17 protein-coding genes are annotated in these 19,083 nt (G+C 62.4%); 9 read left to right on the top strand and 8 right to left on the bottom strand.

Going from position 1 to position 19,083, the window contains the following annotated elements; translation table 11 throughout:
- Positions 1-14: 14 nt before the first annotated feature.
- From PQR42_RS16715 to PQR42_RS16705, 3 genes are all read right to left on the bottom strand, one after another.
- Positions 15-1,385, bottom strand: a complete 1,371-nt coding sequence (locus tag PQR42_RS16715; protein ID WP_408205418.1) for an MFS transporter — start codon at positions 1,383-1,385, stop codon at positions 15-17.
- Between the two features lie 116 nt (positions 1,386-1,501).
- Positions 1,502-2,671, bottom strand: a complete 1,170-nt coding sequence (locus PQR42_RS16710; RefSeq protein ID WP_494478185.1) for a porin — start codon at positions 2,669-2,671, stop codon at positions 1,502-1,504.
- Between the two features lie 52 nt (positions 2,672-2,723).
- Positions 2,724-4,403 (bottom strand): thiamine pyrophosphate-dependent enzyme, encoded by a 1,680-nt coding sequence (locus PQR42_RS16705; protein WP_408386474.1) that lies wholly within the window; start codon positions 4,401-4,403, stop codon positions 2,724-2,726.
- A 15-nt stretch (positions 4,404-4,418) separates the two neighbouring features.
- On the opposite strand from PQR42_RS16705, the gene PQR42_RS16700 reads away from it, so the two are divergent.
- Positions 4,419-4,589 carry a hypothetical protein gene (locus tag PQR42_RS16700; protein ID WP_408386476.1) on the top strand — a complete coding sequence of 57 codons (171 nt, stop codon included), beginning with the start codon at positions 4,419-4,421 and terminating at the stop codon, positions 4,587-4,589.
- Positions 4,590-4,684: 95 nt separating this feature from the next.
- Positions 4,685-5,695, top strand: coding sequence for a LysR substrate-binding domain-containing protein (locus tag PQR42_RS16695; protein ID WP_408386478.1), 1,011 nt, complete (start codon positions 4,685-4,687; stop codon positions 5,693-5,695).
- A gap of 57 nt (positions 5,696-5,752) precedes the next feature.
- Here PQR42_RS16695 and PQR42_RS16690 read toward each other — a convergent pair whose 3' ends face one another.
- Both PQR42_RS16690 and PQR42_RS16685 read right to left on the bottom strand, forming a co-directional pair.
- Complete coding sequence (locus tag PQR42_RS16690; protein ID WP_408205423.1) at positions 5,753-7,147, bottom strand: MFS transporter; 1,395 nt, start codon at positions 7,145-7,147, stop codon at positions 5,753-5,755.
- 59 nt (positions 7,148-7,206) lie between these two features.
- Entirely contained in the window at positions 7,207-8,046 is an 840-nt protein-coding gene (locus PQR42_RS16685; protein WP_408205424.1) for a TauD/TfdA dioxygenase family protein, read from the bottom strand.
- A gap of 225 nt (positions 8,047-8,271) precedes the next feature.
- Between PQR42_RS16685 and PQR42_RS16680 the strand changes: the two genes are divergently transcribed.
- The gene (locus tag PQR42_RS16680; RefSeq protein WP_408205425.1) at positions 8,272-9,024 is read left to right on the top strand and encodes an IclR family transcriptional regulator; all 753 of its coding nucleotides are present in this window, start codon (positions 8,272-8,274) and stop codon (positions 9,022-9,024) included.
- Between the two features lie 51 nt (positions 9,025-9,075).
- Here PQR42_RS16680 and PQR42_RS16675 read toward each other — a convergent pair whose 3' ends face one another.
- Positions 9,076-10,476 (bottom strand): MmgE/PrpD family protein, encoded by a 1,401-nt coding sequence (locus PQR42_RS16675; RefSeq protein WP_408386480.1) that lies wholly within the window; start codon positions 10,474-10,476, stop codon positions 9,076-9,078.
- A gap of 267 nt (positions 10,477-10,743) precedes the next feature.
- On the opposite strand from PQR42_RS16675, the gene PQR42_RS16670 reads away from it, so the two are divergent.
- The 5 genes from PQR42_RS16670 (at position 10,744) to PQR42_RS16650 (ending at position 16,530) form a co-directional block, all read left to right on the top strand.
- The gene (locus tag PQR42_RS16670) at positions 10,744-11,793 is read left to right on the top strand and encodes an ABC transporter substrate-binding protein (RefSeq protein WP_408205427.1); all 1,050 of its coding nucleotides are present in this window, start codon (positions 10,744-10,746) and stop codon (positions 11,791-11,793) included.
- 8 nt (positions 11,794-11,801) lie between these two features.
- The gene (locus PQR42_RS16665) at positions 11,802-12,866 is read left to right on the top strand and encodes an ABC transporter ATP-binding protein (RefSeq protein WP_408386482.1); all 1,065 of its coding nucleotides are present in this window, start codon (positions 11,802-11,804) and stop codon (positions 12,864-12,866) included.
- Between the two features lie 2 nt (positions 12,867-12,868).
- A complete protein-coding gene (locus PQR42_RS16660; RefSeq protein WP_408386485.1) occupies positions 12,869-14,599 on the top strand; it encodes an ABC transporter permease in 1,731 nt (576 codons plus the stop codon).
- A gap of 55 nt (positions 14,600-14,654) precedes the next feature.
- The gene (locus tag PQR42_RS16655; RefSeq protein WP_408205430.1) at positions 14,655-15,464 is read left to right on the top strand and encodes an aldolase/citrate lyase family protein; all 810 of its coding nucleotides are present in this window, start codon (positions 14,655-14,657) and stop codon (positions 15,462-15,464) included.
- Positions 15,465-15,591: 127 nt separating this feature from the next.
- Positions 15,592-16,530: a LysR family transcriptional regulator gene (locus PQR42_RS16650; protein WP_408205431.1), complete on the top strand. Its 939-nt coding sequence runs from the start codon at positions 15,592-15,594 to the stop codon at positions 16,528-16,530.
- Here PQR42_RS16650 and PQR42_RS16645 read toward each other — a convergent pair.
- Entirely contained in the window at positions 16,527-17,039 is a 513-nt protein-coding gene (locus PQR42_RS16645; protein ID WP_408386487.1) for a RidA family protein, read from the bottom strand. The genes PQR42_RS16650 and PQR42_RS16645 overlap by 4 nt on opposite strands.
- 198 nt (positions 17,040-17,237) lie before the next feature.
- Between PQR42_RS16645 and PQR42_RS16640 the strand changes: the two genes are divergently transcribed.
- A complete protein-coding gene (locus PQR42_RS16640; protein ID WP_408205433.1) occupies positions 17,238-17,567 on the top strand; it encodes a hypothetical protein in 330 nt (109 codons plus the stop codon).
- 139 nt (positions 17,568-17,706) lie between these two features.
- Here PQR42_RS16640 and PQR42_RS16635 read toward each other — a convergent pair whose 3' ends face one another.
- Positions 17,707-18,849 carry an aminoacyl--tRNA ligase-related protein gene (locus PQR42_RS16635; protein WP_408386489.1) on the bottom strand — a complete coding sequence of 381 codons (1,143 nt, stop codon included), beginning with the start codon at positions 18,847-18,849 and terminating at the stop codon, positions 17,707-17,709.
- Between the last annotated feature and the right edge of the window lie 234 nt (positions 18,850-19,083).

Here is a 19,083-nt window from a genome sequence, read left to right as displayed (position 1 = left end):
CAGCGATTGGCGCGTCAATGCTTCACTTCGAGATCTTCCAGACTGATGTTGGTCGTATCAACGGCGACGAACGCGGCCACCAGCGCACAGGCAAACCACGCTGCGGCGCCGATGCCGATCAACCAGCCATGCCCCGCACCGATCCCCAGCAGGAACGACGCGACGAGCGGCGCGAAAAAGCCACCCAGCCGGCTGAGTGCGAAACTGATGCCGGCGCCGCGCGCCCGGATGCCGGTCGGATAGATTTCAGCCTCATACGTGTGCAGCAACGGGCCGTTGATGAAAATCATGGCCTCGGTGAGAAAGCCGAACAGCACGATCATGTAGGTCGAGTCCGCCAGCAGAAAACACAGGCCGAAGATCATATTCAGCACATACGCGAACGCCATGCCCCATTTGCGCTGAATTTTGTCCGTAATGTAGACCGAGACCAGACAGCCGACCGGGTACGCGATCTGGATGACGGCGGTGTAGGTCAGCGCGTGCACGATCGAATAGCCACGCGAATAAAGAAAGAACGGCACGAACGTCGCAAAGCCGTACGCACCGAATCCCTGCAACAGTTCGATTCCCCACGCACTCATGGTTCTGCGGATATAGGCGCGCGACAGCAGCAGGCTGATCGGCGATACGCCGCTCTCGATTTCGTACTCCGTTTTCGGCGGGGGCGGCAGCATGACGAGGTTCTTTTCGCGCATGACGCGGCGCTCGATTTTATCCATGACGTCGTCGGCTTCGTCGCGCCGGCCCATGCGTTCCAGCCAGCGCGGCGACTCGGGCAAGCCCAGCCGCAAGAGGAGCGATGAAAAGCCGCCGACTGCCGCTAGCAGCAATGCAATGCGGAATCCCGGCAGCGGTAGATCATTCAGCGGCACGAGCAGCATCGAGGCGAAACCGCCCACCGTGCCGCCGAGAAAACCGATCGTCAGTGCGAAGCTCGACATTTTGCCGCGCGCTCGCGCGGGCGACAGTTCCTGCACGTAGGTCGTCGACAACGGCAGTTCCGCGCCTGTGCCGATGCCCGCAATAAACAGCGCGATCAGCAATACCGTGGCATTCGGTGAGAATGCGGCGAGCAGCGCGCCGGTTGCGAGAATGCACAGGTCGAGCGTGAAGGCGCCGCGCCGGCCGATCTTGTCAGCCACCGTGCTCAAGCCGACCGCGCCCACGAACGTGCCGAAAAAAAGCGCCAGCGGCAATTCGGTAGCGAGATGCGGTTGCCCGAGATAAGCGAAGAAATGCGCTGAAATGGGCCCGACCGAAAAGAGCATGTACGAATCCCAGAACGTGCCGAGCGAAATCAGCAGAATCGATAATCGCAGGTAGTTCGATTCGGGAAGGCGCTCGATTCGCGCGGCGATGGGAATGCGCAGATTGGTTGTCATGGTGCGTCCTTGTGTCCGTTGGGACTGCGCACGTTCATTGCGCGCGGGTGTGACGCGCAAACGTGGGAGAAATCGGCTGGGGTTAGCGGCTCGGACCGCGTGCGGAGGGAGTTTCATCAGAACTTGTGGCGAAAGCCGAGCGACACGACGGTCTGACTATTGCTGTTCGACGCGGTGACCTGATTGATCGCCGCGACTGCCGGCTTGCCGGTCGAGTCTACCCCCGAGGCGTGTTGATAAACGCCGACCAGATACACATCGGTTCGCTTCGAAAGAAAGTAGTCCACGCCGAGCGTGCCCTGGTGATACTGGGCCGCATCCGCACCGTTCACCGAACTACCGCGCGTGTAGTCGTATTCGAGCCCGACCAGCAGACTGGCCAGCACCTGGTACTTGAAACTGAGTTCGACGTTATTGAAGGTTACTTCACCGCCGAGGTGGCGTGGATTCGGACCACTTTGCGCGGTATTACCGAGGCCCATGAATTTGGTGTTCGAATAGGTGGCGCCGAGTGTGGCCGCGCCGATCGTGTAATTGCCGCCGGCGCCGATCACCTGATAGGTACTCGCCGATGCGTAACCGCTATACACAGGGCTCGTGATGGCGTTGGCCGCCGGCGTGGCCGTGCCCGTCGTGCTGTTGCCGAAGAAGCTGACATTCGGATTTCGCACGTTCAAATATGCGGCGCCGAGCGCGAGCGGGCCATTCGTATAGCCGGCGCCGAGCGACCACACCTGATTCTGCGTGACGTTGCCCGCCACGCCGCCAAGACTGTACAGACCGCCGAACGTGATGCCGTCGTAGTTCGCGCTCGCGTATTTGACCGAGTTGTTGGTGCGCTGGCTATTGTCGAAGTTATCGAGGTCCCCGGGGTGCGAACCGATCGTGCCGCCCCACTGGTCGCCGACGGTCAGCGGTCCGATGTAGTCGACCACCGAATCGTATTGACGTCCCAGCGTGACCGAGCCGAAACGCGTGGACGCCAACCCGACGTAGGCCTGCCGGCCGAACATCAGGCCGCCCTGGCCCAGTTTGCCGGTGCCGAGATCGAAGCCGTTCTCCAACCTGAAGATGGCGCTCAAGCCGCCGCCGAGATCTTCCGAGCCACGAAACCCCCAACGGCTGCCACCTTGCGCGGCCGTGGTCAGGTTGTACAGGTGCTTGCCTCCTGCGTTGCTGTTGTATTCGGGCCCCTCGTCGATCATGCCGTACAGCGTGAGGGTCGACTGAGCAAAAGCGGGTGGCGCGGTTGCGGCAATGATTGCCAGCAGTCCTGCCGTGGACATGATCTTCATGTTGTCTCCTTGCGTCTCTGTAGTTGTAGGGTGATTACCGCAATCAAGACTCCTGGTTGAGCGCCATCGACGGCACACTCGACAGTGGCTGAACGGATTCGATGCTCGACATGACTTCGATGAAATAGGGCCGCCGTGCCGCGAGGCCGCGTTTGACGGCGGCGTCGATTTCGTCTGAAGCCGTCACGCGCTCGGCTTCGATGCCGAACGCGCCGGCAATCAGGGCGAAATCCGGATTGGTCAGCGTGGTGCCGATATGGCGTCCCGGATAGGTGCGGTCTTGATGAACGCGGATCGATCCGTAGCAGTTGTTGTTGGAGAGAATGAACAGGATCGGCAAGTGGCGCGGCACTGCGGCGATCATTTCGTTGCCCGTCATGGCAAATCCGCCGTCGCCGACGAGGCAGATCGTCTTCTGCGCGGGCAAGCGCAATTGCGTCGCAATGGCGGCCGGCGTGCCGTAACCCATAGCGCCGGACAGCGGTGACATCAGGCGCCGCGGATAGCGAAAAGGAAAATGGCGGTACACGGGCGCGGCGAACGTGCCGGCGTCGACGCAGATCACGGCGTCCGCGGGAGCATGGTCTGCAAGCGAGCGAACGACGTCGACGAATCGCACGCCGTCGCCGGGTTCGATGGTGCGGGCCGGCCATTCGGCGATGCGTGTGGCGATACCTCGCAAGCGTGTAGTCCACTGCCGCGAGCGCGCCTGCGAACGGTGCACACCAACGAGCGCGTCGGCAAGCGCAACCGGATCGCACACCACGCCGATATCCGGCGCCACATGCAGACCGACGGCGTGGCCATCCGCGTGGCAATGCACGAATGTCTGCGCCGCGCGCGGCGGTTTCGGGAAGCGATAGCCTTGCGTCGTGATGTCGCCCAGCCGCGTGCCGAGTGCGAGCACGAAGTCGCTCGACTCGAAGGCTTCGATCTGTTCCGCCGGATTGGCCAATCCCAGATCGCCCGCATACAGCGGATGCTGATTGGGGAAAATATCCTGGCGTCGAAACGACACCGCGACGGGAACATCGTACGTTTGCACGAGCCGCAGCAGCGATTCGCGCCCGCGCGGCGCTTCGAACGCGCCACCGGCGATGATGAGGGGCCGCTGTGCCTGTTCGAGCAGACGGGCGATACGCTCGAGCGTTACGTCGGACGGAATGGTCGACACGGAAGGCGGCACCTGCCACACATCCGACACGACCTGCTGCTGCTGAATATCCTCGGGAACGACCAGCACGACGGCGCCGGGCGTGTCGGCCGTGGCGATACGCAACGCCTTGAACGCGGCGGCCGCCAGTTGTTCGGGCTCGGTGACTTCCACGACCCATTTGGCGATCGACCCAACCATGCTTCGATAGTCGATCTCCTGAAACGCTTCCTTGCGCAAATCCGCTTTGGGGATCTGTCCGACGATCAGCAGCAGAGGAATGCCGTCCTGTTGCGCGGTGTGCAGCGCAATCGACGCGTTGCTCGCGCCGGGTCCGCGGCTGACCATCACGACGCCCGGGCGGCGCGTCAAGCGTCCGTCCGCGCACGCCATGAAACCGGCGCCCGCTTCATGTCGGCACGTCACCACGTCGATCTGCGGAAAGTCCGCGAGCGCATCGAGAATCCCCAGATAGCTTTCACCGGGCACGAGAAAAACACGATCGATTCCGTTCGCGGCGAGCACGGAAAGCAGCGCGTGGGATGAAGTCGTTGCGGTTGCAGGATTCATGAGCCGTAAATAGAAGTGGGCGAAAGGGGCGTCGACGAGTCCATTGTTGTTTTGATCGCCGTGCAGCATCAATTGGATCGCCGGCATATCAGCTATGCCGCCATCGATGCTTTCTCTCTCGCGAAGAACGGTCTGCATTTCCTGTCGGGCGCCAACGTGCCGGCGCGCTTGTGTGATGCCAATTGAAAGACTGTAGAAGAAGTGTGGTTTGCGTGGAAATACCAATTGAATGAGTCCATCATAGGCATAACCTCTGACCGTTAAACTCAGGATCACGAATCATGGATACCCGTCAGCTCCGATACTTCGTTTCGATCGTCGATTGCGGCAGCATGGGCAAGGCGGCCGAGAAGCTGTATGTCGCGCAACCGTCGCTGAGCCAGCAGATGAGCCGCCTCGAGGAGGAACTCGAAACGAAGCTATTGATCAGAAGCCGGCAAGGCGTGGCGCCGACCGCCGCGGGCCAGTCGCTCTATCGTCATAGCCGGCTCGTATTGCGGCAAATGGAAGAACTCAAGCAGGAAGTGCGGGAGGGCGGAAATGCCGAAAGCGGCACCGTCGCCGTGGGCTTTCCGACCACCATGGCGTCGATTCTCGCCATGCCGCTATTCGCGCGCATTCAGGAACGCTTTCCTCGCATCCGTTTGCAGTTCTTTGAGAGCATGAGTGGCTTTATCAGCGAACTGCTCGCCAACGAACGCATTGATCTGGCCATTCTGTTTCGCGATGCGGATACGCTGGGCGTGACCGCGCTGCCGGTTCTCGAAGAACAGCTTTACGTATTCGGCGAGCCGGGCGGAACGGTCGACTCGCTTGCGCAAACCTGCGCCCTCGCGCAACTCGGCGGCGTGAAACTCGTCGCGCCCGGCATCTCGAACGGTTTGCGCCTGTTGCTCGAACGGGTCTTCGCGCGGGAGAACGTCGAGCTGAATATCGTCGCCGATATCGACTCGCTTCCCACGCTCATTTCAGTCGCGCAATCGGGCGCGGCATGCACGATCCTGCCGGTGTCGGCATTGGCGCAACGCGATCCGGCAAGGCGCCCGCGAGTGCGCAGGATCGTCGACCCGGCGTTGAAGCGCCCGGCGAGCGTCTGCTGGTCCAGCGCGACGCCGATGAATTCCGCGACTTCCGTGGTGTGTCAGACCATCGTCGATCTGATTCACGAACTGTCCGCACAAGGCGAGTGGTCCGGCATCACGCTGCTCGACCCCGCCATGAATCATGCGCGCGTCACCTCGCATCGCAGTGAAGAGGCGAATGTGTTTCGCCGGTTCGCGCATATGCGCTGAACGTCTCACCGCAGCGCTTTGAAAGAAGCCGCGCGCGGCGAGTTCTTTTACTCCGCCTCAGGATGCCGGCGACTTCGCGTGCTTATGATCCGCGCTCAAGTCCACGCCCGCGAGAATTTCCCGCTCGACATCTTCGAGCGTTTTGCGGCGCGTTTCCGGACCGACCGCGAGCACCAGCAGGCACAACAGCAGCAGCACGCTCGCCAGCATCACGAAGACGGCGAACGAGCCGAAGCCGTTCAGCACAAACAGAACGAAATACGGCATGATCGCGGCCGACACCCGCCCGACTGCGGTCGACGCACCAAAGCCCGTGCCACGGATATCGGTCGGAAAGAGCTCGGGCAGGTAGACGGCGAGAACGGTATTCGCGGTGATTTGCACGAATAGCACTTCGAGAAAGCCCGTGGTGACGAGCAACCATGCCGGCGCATCGAGTGCGAACGCATAGCCGATGCCAACCGCGGCCGCAAGAAACGATGCCGACGCCACCACGGTGCGACGCCCGAGCCGGTCTACGAGAAAGATCGGGATCAGCATGCCGATCGGCGCACCCATCGCCATTACCGCGGAGTAGGTGAGCGAGTGCACGATCGACTGGCCACGATGCAGAAGAAGCGTTGGCACCCAGCCGATAAAACCGTACTGGCTCGCGAGAATCAGCGACACGATCGCAAAACAGAACAGCGTGCGCCCGAGCCGGTGGCGGCCGAACAGCGCGGTCCACGGCAACTCGTTGCGCTCCGGCAGGAAGCTCGCCGGCGCGACGCGCGGCGCGTGCGCGTCGCCGGTATTTTCGAGCCACAGCGCGTCGAGCACTTCATGCATTTCCGCCGTGCGGCCCTGACGTTCGAGCCAGCGAGGCGATTCCGGCAGCGCCCGACGCAGATACCAGACGATCAGCGCCGGCACAGCACCGACCACGAACATCGCGCGCCAGCCGACAGCCGGCAGGAACCATGCCCCGACGAATGCGGACAGCGGCTGCGCGCAATTCACCAGCAGCCCGAGCGTCACGCCCCAGCGTCCGCGGCAATGCGCGGGCGTCATCTCGGCCATGATCGCGTAGCCCACCACGAGTTCGCCGCCCAATCCGATCCCGGCGATGAAGCGCAAGATCACGACGAGCGTGAACGAGGGCGCCGCCGCCGTTGCGAGCGTCGCGAGGCTGAACAGCAGCAGATTGAACTGGTAGAGCGATTTGCGTCCAAAGCGATCGGCGAGCGTGCCGCTCATGACCGAACCGATCGCAAGCCCGAAGAAAGTGGCGAAGATGAACTGCGCGACGCCGCTGGTGCTGGTGAAGTTCGTGTGCACCATCGAAGCCACGACGCCCGACTGCATGAACAACTCGAAAGCGTCGATCAGCATGCCCGCGCCGAGCAGCCAGAACATCCGGCGGTGCGCCGCGCCGACAGGCATCCGTTCGATAGTTGCCTCTGCGATCGACATGGTGTCTTCCTCCAGAATTGCGCGTCTCGTTTCCGTGCGTTTGCGGACTCCTCGCGGATCTATACCGGCCGTGTGCCGCGCAATTGCACGCGATGCATCAGGCGCCGCTGGCCGGGATAATCGTCGAGGGCGAGATGCTGGCAACAGCGGTTGTCCCAGAACGCAATCGAACCGGGCGCCCAGCGGAAGCGGCAGGTGAATTCGGGTCGCGTCGAGTGTTCGAACAGGAAGCGCAGCAACGGGGCGCTTTCGGCCACCGTCATATTCTCGAAACGTTCCGTATGCAGCGAATTGACGAACAGCGCCTTCCTGCCGGTCTCGGGGTGCGTCCTGATGACCGGATGCACCGCGGACAGCGTCGTATGGCTGCCGTAGCCCTGGCCCTGCGCGAGCACGTCTTCGGCTTCGAGCGACGCGAGAATGTGGCCGTTCGCATGCACCGCGCGCAGTTCGGCCAACATGGCCTTCATGCCGTCGGAGAGGGTGTCGTATGCCATGTATTGATTGGCGAACAGCGTGTCGCCGCCGACCGGCGGCAGGATACGCGCGGCAAGCACCGAACCGAGCGGTGGAATCTCCAGGTGCGTGGTGTCAGAATGCCATTCCCAGCCGAAGACGAGCGCGTCTTCCGGCTTCTTGTCGATGATCAGCAGTTCGGGCAACGAGCCCGGATGCTGCCGGTGCGGCGGCAACACCGCAAGCTCACCGAAATAACGGGCAAAGTGAGCAAGATCGTTATCCGATGCATCTTGCTCGCGGAAAAAGATCACGAGGTACTCGTGGAACGCGCGCCGGATCTGTGCGACCGTTGAAGGATCCAGTTCGCCGGACAGATTGACGCCGAACACTTCGGCGCCCAGCGAACCGGCCAGCGGCCTGACGATGATGCTCGATGCCATGCGAGTCTCCTCCGCGATACACGTGACGGGCGCCTGTCAACACGGCCGAGGCGCACTCTCGCACGCTCGACCGCCGCCCGTTCCGAAAATTCCTTGCGTTCATGTACGTGAACGTCTATGCTTATCCATGAACTCAGAATAGGCGATGTGCAAACGCAGCGCAAGCGCGTTTGCCGTCCGTCCATGCGTGAATTCGGGTTTTCCTTAGGCTTTCACGGGGGCGCAATGACCGTCGCGAACGATTCGGATGTCAAAAGCGCACGGCGCGTAGTCGAGATTTTTCAATTGTTTGCGGAGCTCAAGCAGGCGGTGCCGCTCGCGTTGATCAGCAAACGTCTCGAGTTCCCCAAGTCGAGCTGCCTCGCGCTGCTCAGGACGCTCGAATCGAACGGCTACCTGTATCGCGTGCACGATTCGGCGGACTACTATCCCACGCGCCGTATCTTCGACGAGGCGCGCGTCATCATCGACAACGATCCGCTCTTGTCGCATGTGCGGCCGGTGTTGCAGGAGCTCTGCAACGAAACCGGCGAGACGGTGTTTCTCGCCACGCGCACCGGCCATCAGTCGCACTACCTCGAAGTCGTGCAGTCGGGGCAAACGCTGCGCTATGCGGCCACGGTCGGCGAAAAGAGGCCGCTGCATATCGGCGCGGCGGGGCAGGCGCTGCTCGGCGCGATGACCGACGACGCGCGCAACGCGTTGATCGAGGAACTCGAGTTCGAGCAATACGCGCCGAATACCGTGACCAGCAAGACGCGCTACAAGCGCCTGATCGAGCAGGGCAAGGAGCGCGGCTGGTTCGTGTCGATCGGCGGATATCAGTCGGAGATCGCCTCGATCGGCCACTACGTGTGGATCAACGGCGAGGCGTACGCGATCGTCGTCGGCGCGCCGACGCAGCGGGTGAAGGGCAACGAGATCTCCATCGGCCGGGCGGTCGCCAAGTACTGCAAGAAGATTTCGAGTCGGGCGTAGCGGGCCACGCGGTCTGCCGCGAACGTAGTCGGCGCACTAGCGGCGCCGGGTTCAGCCTCCGCGAAGCACGGCCCACAGGTCGTTGCTTTGCAGTTCGTCGAGCGCGAGCACCGCATCGCGAACCTGTTCGGCGCGTGCGTGGCTGACGGCCCAGCACGCGTTCTCGAAGTACTTCGCGACGATTGCTTCATTGGACAGCGCGCGTTCACCGGCGCCTTTGTTGATGCGGTAATAGCGGCGATGCTGCCGGCCGTCGTCCGTATCGACGATCATGCCGCCCGAGTAGTAGGCGGGAAACGCGCTGTCGGGGTCGGCCACGCATTCCACTCGCGCGGACAGCGCCAGAACGCGCTCATCGGCGAGCGCGTCGGGTTCCAGTTCGGCCAGTCCGAAGCGGCCGCGCACGAGGGAGGTCGCCGCCACATACTGTGCACTGAACTTCGCTTCATAGTTCGTGCTCGGCCGTCTTTTCGCCTCGAGCGGCTCGGTGACGATCGGCATGACCGGTTCGGGCAGCAGTGCGCGAATGCGGCTGATCCGGCTCAGATCGATCTGGCCGTCGTGCGCCAGATCGGCACCGGCCTCCGCGATCGAATGCAGAAAGTGGCATACAGGGTACGGTTTGATTGCCATCTGTTCCGTTTCCCAGATTTCGCCGAGACCCGCGCTCGCCATGGCGAAATCGACTTCGCCCGCATGTTGCTGCAGGTGCGAATCGAATAGCCCGTAACGTCCTTCATAAGGGCGCGACGGCGCAACAAAACCGGCCTGCGCGAGCCGCGCCGCCGTGATGCCGCCAACGCAGCCCCAGCCCGGATGCAGGCGCTTGGACCACGTGCCTTCTTCGAGAAACACCTGCACGCCGGACGCGGTGCTCGCGGCGATGCCTTGCGCCGCGGCCAGTTGCGCGGCGTCCAGTCCATGGAGACGGCCCGCGATCAACGCGGCGGCAAAGTGTGACAACACACCGGTCGGGTGATAGCCGGCATGATGAAAGCCGCCTTTCGCCGCCGCGCCGAGACGCGTGGCGACTTCCATACCCACCAGATACGCGGCGAGCGCAGCGCGCCCGCTGGCGCCGGTTTCGTTGGCCACACACAGCGCTGCCGGCGCGCAAAAGGCGGTTGCGTGCACGATGCCTTTCATATGCGTGTCGTCGTAATCGAGCCCGTGCATCAGCGCCGCGTTGAGCAGCACCGCATTGCGCACGGTATGCGTATCGCTGCTGCCGATCACCGGACTGACGCCGCTTTCACCGAGCGCCCTGATGCCGCGCAGCATCACGTCGGCGAATTCGTTGCGATGGGACGCGAACGCAATGCCGACCGCGTCGAGGATCAGGTGCTTGGCGCGCGTGCATACGTGGCGCGGCACTTCGTCGAGGTTGAGCGAGTGAGCAAACGCAGCGAGCGTTTGCGAGAGCGTGCGGTTGCTGGCGGGGGTGCTTGCCATCGTGAACTCCATCGCGTGTCGAAATTCGAGGCCCAAAATCGCGGGCCAACAGGATTCACGTTATAGATCGACCTGCGTGACAAGCAAGCTGTTTCGCGCAAAACACGGGGCACATCCGCGATAACCCGGATCTTCGTCCACGCTTAAATCGACGTTCAGCATATCGAAATTCCGTATGCGGCGATTATCGGCGATGCTCGATAAAGCCCACGACGCACCGCGTCCATGAGCGGGGCGAGAAATAACATAAGACCATTGGAGACAGACATGCTACGAGCCCCGATGCGAACCTGGATCGGCGTATTGGCGGCGCTGCTGGCACTCTTGCCGATGGTCTCGCGCACGGCCTTCGCGAGCGATCCCGCGCTGATCGAGCAGGCGAAGAAAGAGGGCAGCCTCGTGGTCTACGGATGCGATCCGCCGCAAACGCCGGTGTATCTCGACGCATTCAAGAAGCACTATCCGGAGATCAAGGTCAGTTCTTACGTAGCGGGCTGCTGGCAGATCTACAACCGCCATATCGCCGAGCGCAATGCAGGCAAGCAGGCCGCGGACGCGTTCTTCTCGCTGGAAGACGTCTTCACGCGGATGCAGAACGAGCAACTACTCGACCCGTATCACTCGCCGGAGCTGAAGAACTTTCCCGCCGATGCCGCGCCCGCCGGCAAGAACTTCGAACGTGTGAAGACGCTGATTCTCGGCGTCGGCGCAAACAAGCAGTATCTGAACGGCATGCAGCCGCCGCAAGACTGGATGGATTTCGCCAATCCGAAGAAGGAGTGGCAGAACCAGATCACGTTTTACGATCCGCGTACATCGTCGGCGGCTTTCTCGCTGCTTGCAACGCTGTACCAGAACTTCGGCGAACAGCGCACCGTGGCGATTTACCAGGGGCTCATCAAATCCGGCGCGGAATTGACGCCGACCACGCCGGCCGGTCTGTCGAAAATGCTGTCTGGAGAAAAGCCACTGATGTTCTATGTGGTCAACAACCACTATAGCGGCGCGGTCGCGAAGGGTGCGCCGCTCGAATTCATCGTGCCCAAATCCGGCACCGTGTCGACGCCATTTTCGGTCGCGGCGCTGAAGGGCGCGCCGCATCCGGCGGCGGCGAAGCTGTTCGTCGATTTCATGATGAGCGACGCGCAGGCGATCATCCAGAAAGCGAACGAATACGCGCTGCGTAATGGCTCTGCGCCGCCGCAAGGCATGCCGAAACTCGAGACAGTGAAAGTGCTGCCGCTCGACATCGACGCCGCGCTCAGGCAGCAGACGCAGCTCATCGAGTTGTGGCAGAAAGCAACGGGAATCAGGTGAGGTCACACATGTCGATCATCATTCGCCGCCTGCAAAAATCCTATGGCGCGCAACCGGTGCTGAAATCGGTCAGCGAGAGTTTCGCCGAGGCGCAGATATCGGTACTGCTCGGCGCGAGCGGCTGCGGCAAGACGACGACGCTGCGCTGTATCGCGGGATTGGAGCGGCCTTCGGATGGCGAGATCGTGATCGCGGGACGAACCGTGTATCAGGCTGCGCCCGCGCTGTGGGTGCCGCCCGAACGCCGTCATGTGTCGATGGTGTTTCAGTCGTATGCAATCTGGCCGCATATGAGCGTGTTCGAAAATGTCGCCTTGCCGCTGCGGGCGGCCGGCTTCGGCGGCGCAAAGGCACGCGACGCGGTGATGGCGACGCTGCGGCTTGTCGGGCTCGACACGTTCGCCGAGCGCAGCGCGACGCAGTTATCAGGCGGCCAGCAGCAGCGCGTGGCGCTCGCTCGCGCCATCGTGTCCGAGGCGCCCGTCATTCTGATGGACGAGCCGCTCAGCAATCTCGACGCGAAACTGCGCGTGGAGATGCGCATCGAAATCCGTGAATTGCAGCGGCGTCTTGGCCGCACCATTCTGTTCGTCACGCATGATCAGGAAGAAGCGATGTCGATTGCCGACACCGTCTACCTGTATCACGCCGGCACGGTAATCCAGAAGGGCGCGCCGAAGGATCTCTACGATCGTCCCGCCACGCGTCATGCAGCGGAGTTTCTGGGGCGGGCGAACATCATCGCGGACTACGAATGGCAAATGGGCACGAACGGCGCGGTGTTCGCGATGCCCGGTGGTCTGACATTGCCCGCCGCGCTCGCGCAACCGCCGCGGCCCGGCGAACTGTTGTGCATTCGCCCGGAGAAGTGGCGTGTGCGTCAATCCGGCGCACCTGGCTCGATTGCCGGGCGCGTCGCCGAGGCGAGTTTCGTCGGCAATCGCACCGAGTATCGGATCGATACCGCGTTCGGCCAGATGAGCGTCGTGCAACTCGACGCGGGCCCGCGTCTGCCGGGCGACGCGGTCAGTATCGAAGTGACGGCGGACGACATACGCGTGATAGGAGCGTGACCTTGGCCGATCTGCCTCTTTCGGAGCGTCACACCGTGCAGCGCCACCGGTTCATGCAGCAGTTGCCGGCGATCATGGCGGTCGTGCTGATCTGCGGCGCCGTCGCCGTCCTCGTGATCGCGCCGTTGTGCGCCGTGCTGTATCGCGCCGTCTTCGACGTGGACGCAGGCGCGCCGTCGTTGACGAGCCGTTACTTCGCCGAAGTGCTGGGCAAACGGATCTACTGGGACGCGTTGGCGAACACGCTGCTCGTGTCGGGCGGCGCGGCCACGATCGCCACGCTGCTCGGCGTGTCGTTCGCGTGGATCTTCGAGCGTACCGATACGTGGATGCGCGGCGTGCTGCAATGGATCAGCCAGTTGCCGATCTTTATTCCACCGTTCGTCGGCGCGGTCGCGTGGGCGCTCCTTGCCGCCCCCCGCAGCGGCATCATGAACCGGCTGCTCACGACGCTCGGTTTGCCGGGCGTGCTGGACGTCTACAGCCGCTGGGGCATGCTGATCGTGATCGGCCTGTATCTCGCGCCGTACGTGATGATGATCGTCGCGGCGGCGCTGCGCAGCATGGACCCGAGCCTCGAGGAAGCGGCGCAGGTGTGCGGCCTCACGCCTTTACAGACCATGCGCCGCATCACGATACCGCTGCTCACGCCGGCCGTGCTGTCTGGCGCCGTGCTGGCGTTTACGATCGCCATCGGCCTTTTCGGCACGCCGGTCGTACTCGGCTGGTCGCGGCAGATTCTCATGCTGACCTCGCGTATCTGGATCGGCTCGCAGGAAGTGCCGCCCAACTATGGCGTGATGGCTGTGCTGTCGATCTATCTGCTCGCGTTGTCGAGCTTCACGACATGGCTGCAACGCGTGCTGGTCGGCAAGCGCGTCTACACGACCATCAGCGGTAAAGGTTTTCGGCCACGGCTCGTCGAACTCGGCGGCTGGCGCTGGGCCACCGGCGCGCTTGCGGCGCTTTATGTCGTGTCCACGATCCTCGCGCCGATCGCGATCCTGATCGCCGCGGCGCTGTCGCGCTACACCTGGTCCGGCGAATATTCGTTCGCCACGGCAATCGCCTATCTGCAGTCGGACGACGTGTGGTTCACGCTGCAAAACAGCGTGCTCATCTCGGTGATATCCGCGACCACGGCGACGCTCGCGGGCATCGTGATTGCGTGGATCGTCGTGCGGACCCGGCTGCGTGGCAAGGGCCTGCTCGAATACGTGATCCTACTGCCCATTTCGATGCCGGGCATTGCGTTCGGCGTCGGCATGCTGCTGTTCTGGATCAACGTGCCGCTCTCCGTCTACGGCACCACGCTGATCATCGTCTTCGCGTTCGTCGGCCGATTTACCGCCTATGCGGTGCGTTCGGTGTCGGCCAGCCTGATCCAGGTGCATCCCGAGCTCGAGGAAAGCGCGCGCGTGTGCGGCTATGGACCGTTGCGCACGTTCACGCACATCACATTGCCGCTCATTCGCGCCAGTGTGATCGCGGCCTGGCTGCTGCTCTTCAGCTTCTTCATGACCGAGCTCTCGATGGTCGTGATTCTCTACACCGCGGCGGACCGCACGTTCTCCGTACTCGCATTCGAAGCGTGGAATGTCGGCGATTTCTCGCGCCTCGCGAGTTACTCGCTATTGCAGATGGCGGTCGGCATCGTCTTCATGGCGATTCTCAAGACCTGCTTTCGCAGTTGGAGCGCGCCGCGTTCCATGCAACCGGTCACACCGAACTGAAGCAGACAGCCGTCTGCGCAATCTGCCCGCTCGCGGGCGTCTGAAGGAGCAGGGTATGAAACCGAAGAACATGCTGATGGACACGATGAAATCGGGCCGCACCGCACTCGGCGTGTGGGCGAACGATCCCGAAACCGCGGAACTGTGCGCGCATCTCGGCTTCGACTGGATCATGATCGACATGATGTTTACCGGCATGGACTTCCATGACGTGCAGAACATGATCCGCACCTGCGAGGCGGCCGGCATCACGCCGGTCGTGCGCATGCAGACCAATCCGTGGCATGGCTACGATGCGCGCATCGGTGTCGATCTGTCGCGACTGCAAGGTCTGGGCGCGGAATACGTGCTGATCTCGCATTCGGGCCTGCAGGAAATCAACGAGGCGCTGGAAATTGCGCGCGACTGGCACCGGCGCGCGCTATGGATTCATCCGTTCAACAGCCGCGAATGGGAGCAACGCACCGACGAGATGGCGCAGGCCACGTACATCATTCCGCACGTGGAGAGCCAGGGCGGCATCGACGATTTCGACAAGGTACTCGACCATCCCGATCTGAAGATGTTCTTCTTCGCCATGACCGATCTGTCGAAAGTACTGGGCGGCAATGCGAAGAAACCGGACTTCAATAGCCCGGACCTGTGGAAGCTGGTGGACCGTGGTGTGAAGAAAGCGCAGGAGCGCGGCATCATGGTCGGCGCTAATACGAGTTACGCCTATACGATGGAGGAAATGCGTCAGCGGGTGAAACGGCTGCACGACGCCGGCATGAACTTCATCATGATCCAGGGCGCGCAGTTCCTGTTTCAGGTCGCGATGATGGAGTTCTTGCCGAATGTGCGCAAAGACCTGGGTCTGGTCTGAATGCGTGCTTGCGAACATCGCCATGATGATGCGGCACGCCGGAGGGGGTAACATAAGTCACGCGCGAGGTCGCGTGCAAAGCGTGACACCCGCGCCCCGGTTTGCCGCTGAGGAGACAATCCACGTTATGGCGATGCATTTCGATCTGACCGACATGCAGTTGATGGTGAACATCGGCGATTCATTGAGTCTCACGCGGGCGGCGGAGAAATCGCACCTGTCGGCGCCCGCGGCCAGCATGCGGATCAAGAACCTCGAAGACTATTTCCGCACGCCTTTGCTGTACCGCACCAATCAGGGCGTGACGCTCACGCGTTCCGGCGAGGAGCTGATGCGGCATGCGCGCATTCTCATCGCGCAGGTCGAGCAGTTGCACGGCGATATGCAGGAATTCGCGCGAGGCGTCAAAGGGCGCCTGCGCGTGCTCGGCAATACCACGGCGATGATGGAGGTGATGCCGAACATCCTGAGCCGTTTTCTCGCCTCGCATCCGGATGTCGACCTTGAACTGCGCGAGAGCGGCAGTCAGGCGATTGCAAGGGCGGTTGCCGACGGCGCTGCCGATCTCGGCATTGTCGCGGGCTGTCCGCCTGCGGAAAACCTGCACTACTTGCCATGTCGCGACGATCGCCTCGTGCTGATCGTGCCGAGCGGTCACGTGCTGGAAGGCCGTGAAGCGGTGGCATTCGCCGAAACACTTGGGTTCGATTACGTCGGCTTGTCGGAATGGAGCGCGATTCACGCGTTCCTCGTGCGGGCTGCTGCCGAGGCCGGGCGGCCGTTCCGCTTTCGCGCTGAGATGGGCAATTTCGACGCGGTGTGCCGGATGATCGAGGCGACCGTCGGCATCGGCGTGATTCCCGACTCCGTGGCGCGCAGGCTCGTGCCAACCATGCGCATTACCGCGATCGCGTTGACCGATAGTTGGGCGTTGCGCAGGCTCCATGTCTGCGTGCGCGATCTCGACACGCTGCCGCTGTTCGCGCGTGAACTGGTCGATATGTTCGCGGCTGAAGCGCATGCCGGAAGAGATCCCATGCCGATGCTCGGAACGGCGACGCCTTAGCGAACCTCGAAGATAGCCTCCACCTCGACGGATGCCGCGGCGGGCAGGGTGGCGACGCCGACCGCCGTCCGCGCATGCCGGCCGCGCTCGCCGAACACCTCGAAGAAGAGATCGGATGCCCCGTTGATCACTTTCGGCACGTCCGGATAACCGGGCGTCGCATACACGAAGCCGCCGACGCGGTGGCAACAGACCACTCGGTCCAGGTCGCCGTCCAGCGCGAGCTGCAACGCCGCCAGCAGGTTCAGCGCGCAGATCTGCGCGGCTTGCTGTCCGGCCTGAAGATCGTGAACTTCGCCGACCGGACCGCTGAATCGCACTTCGCCTTCCCATTCGCAGATTTGTCCGGAGAGGAAGATCAACGAGCCGGAGCGTGAAAACGGTTTGAACGCGCCGCGTGGCGCGGGCACATTCGGCAAGGCGAGGCCAAGGGCGTTCAGACGGGCCAAGGCGATGCCGGGGGAAGCATTCGATGTGGGCGTGGTCATGTCGGTGTTGAAAGTTTCCATTGAGGTGAAAGCCGGCGGGCGTTCAGAGCGGGCAAGGCGTTGGTCGATGCGAAACGCTCGGTAGGCAAATCATGACACGACCTGGCGCTGGTGAGAAACGTGTGAATCATGCTCGACGCTTCCATGGGAGCTAACGGTAACGATATACACCCGCGCGGGCGTATGATTTCGCAACCTCTGCCAAACAGGAGCCGCCCCATGCAACCGCGTGTTCACCTTCTCTTCATTACCGTATTGGCCGGTGCATTGAGTGCCTGCGCACAGACCGGCCCGGTCGAGTTCTCCGCGTCGGGCGCCGACGCGCCGATGCTCAACCAGGCAAGCGATATGGACTTCGGTCCGATGGACAGGACGATCGCGCAATGCAAAGCCGTGTCACGGAACGCGGGCCCGGGTCAATGCACGAAAGTTCGCGCCTACGAATCGTGCATGAAGAGCAAAGGCTACATCACCGTGCTCGGGCCGGAAAACCCGCAGGGCTGCGGCGACCCGGAATGGGAGAAGGATGTGCGGAAGTGGCTTCGGTGAGGCGGTCATTGCGCAAGTCCTGTGAGCGCGCATGAAAACCCCGCTGCTAACATGACGCTCCTCTGCTTGCGGGCGTGCGCGGATCAGTAACGAGCCAGCCCGCCCTGAAGCAGATACCGAACCACACACGTTGTCAGAGCTATCTCGCGCAAAGCGCCACGATCTCCGCCGCCGACGCATCTTCACGCGCAAGAGTCCGCCGATCCATCCACTCGAAGCGGCCCGACGCGAGTGCTTTGCCGCTGACCACGACGCGTTGCCGGCACGCGATCAACTCGGCATCGGCGAGCTTCTTTCCGGCTTGCGCGAGGCGATCGTCGACCAGCACGCTCAATCCTCTTGTTTGCAGATCGCACAGCAGCGCCTGGGCAGCCTCCTGGCGTTCCTGACGTTCCCAGTCAATGACCGTGAGCACGACGTCGAAGGTGTTGAATGACTCGCTGCCCCAAAAGCCGCGTTCGTCGCGCTGTCGGCTGAGCAGGAGCATGGCGAGGCGTGAGACGCCCACGCCGAAGCAGCCCATTCTGACGAATTCGCCTCTGGCGTTCACCAACCCCATAGCCTTGGAGTAACGGTCGCCCAGGTCGAAAATGTGCGCGCACTCGAGCGATTTCTGGCCGTCGGTCTCGTCTTCGCCGAGCTCGCTGAGGACATGAAACTCCTCCGAGCTTTGCCCGCCGATTTCCCCGTTGTCGCTGGACTTCACGATGGCGTCCAGCCCCAGTCGCCGGAACATGCGCACATAGGCTTCGCGAACGGCCTCGTACGCCGCGCGCGCGCCGTCTTCCGTGGCATTGAAGGAATAGCCGTCCTTCATGATGAACTCCTTGGCGCGCGCGAGGCCGCCGCGTGTCCTCAGTTCGTCGCGGTATTTGTTGCCGAACTGATAGAGGCCCAGGCTCATGTCCGTCCTGTTGTAGTGCGTCTTGACCATGTTGGTGGCCAATTCCTCGCACGTGGCGCCGAGGCAAAACAGCCGGCCAGAGCGGCTCGTGAGCCGCATCAGCTCATCGCCATACACGTCCAGCCGCCCGGTTTGCCGCCACAGATCGGCGTCCTGCAGCAGGCTCATCTGGATTTCGCAAAAGCCGGCGCGTTCCATCTCCTCGCGCACGATGCGCTCGACGCGCCGCTGCGCTCTCAGGCCGAGCGACATCCAGGAGTAGAGTCCCGCAGCGTCCTGATGGACGAGGCATGCCTTGCGGGCGAGATCGGTCAGTTCCAGCCGGGTGTTGTCCTGCTCGAAGAAACTGTTGGCGAAAAATTGCTGTGAGAATTTCATGATGTGCTCCGGATTCGGAATTCAGCGTAAAAACAGGCCTGAAATGAAAAAACGCCCGCAAGGGGCGTCCGGATCATCGATTCTCACGCGAGGCGCAGGCGCTTAGCCCCTCTGTCGCGCATATTGAGTTCTCGAGCAGACTCCGGCCGCCATGGCGGGCACCGGAGGTCGTTGCGGGAGAATGCTCAAAAAGTCCATGATGTCTTGCTGCTCGTTCGGTACTCGGTTCTATTC

The sequence above is a fragment of the Paraburkholderia sediminicola genome (genome assembly GCF_046027355.1).
Taxonomy (GTDB): domain Bacteria; phylum Pseudomonadota; class Gammaproteobacteria; order Burkholderiales; family Burkholderiaceae; genus Paraburkholderia; species Paraburkholderia sediminicola_B.
The sequence above is the reverse complement of the archived record's forward strand: the minus strand, read 5'-3'. Positions and strand labels throughout refer to the sequence as shown.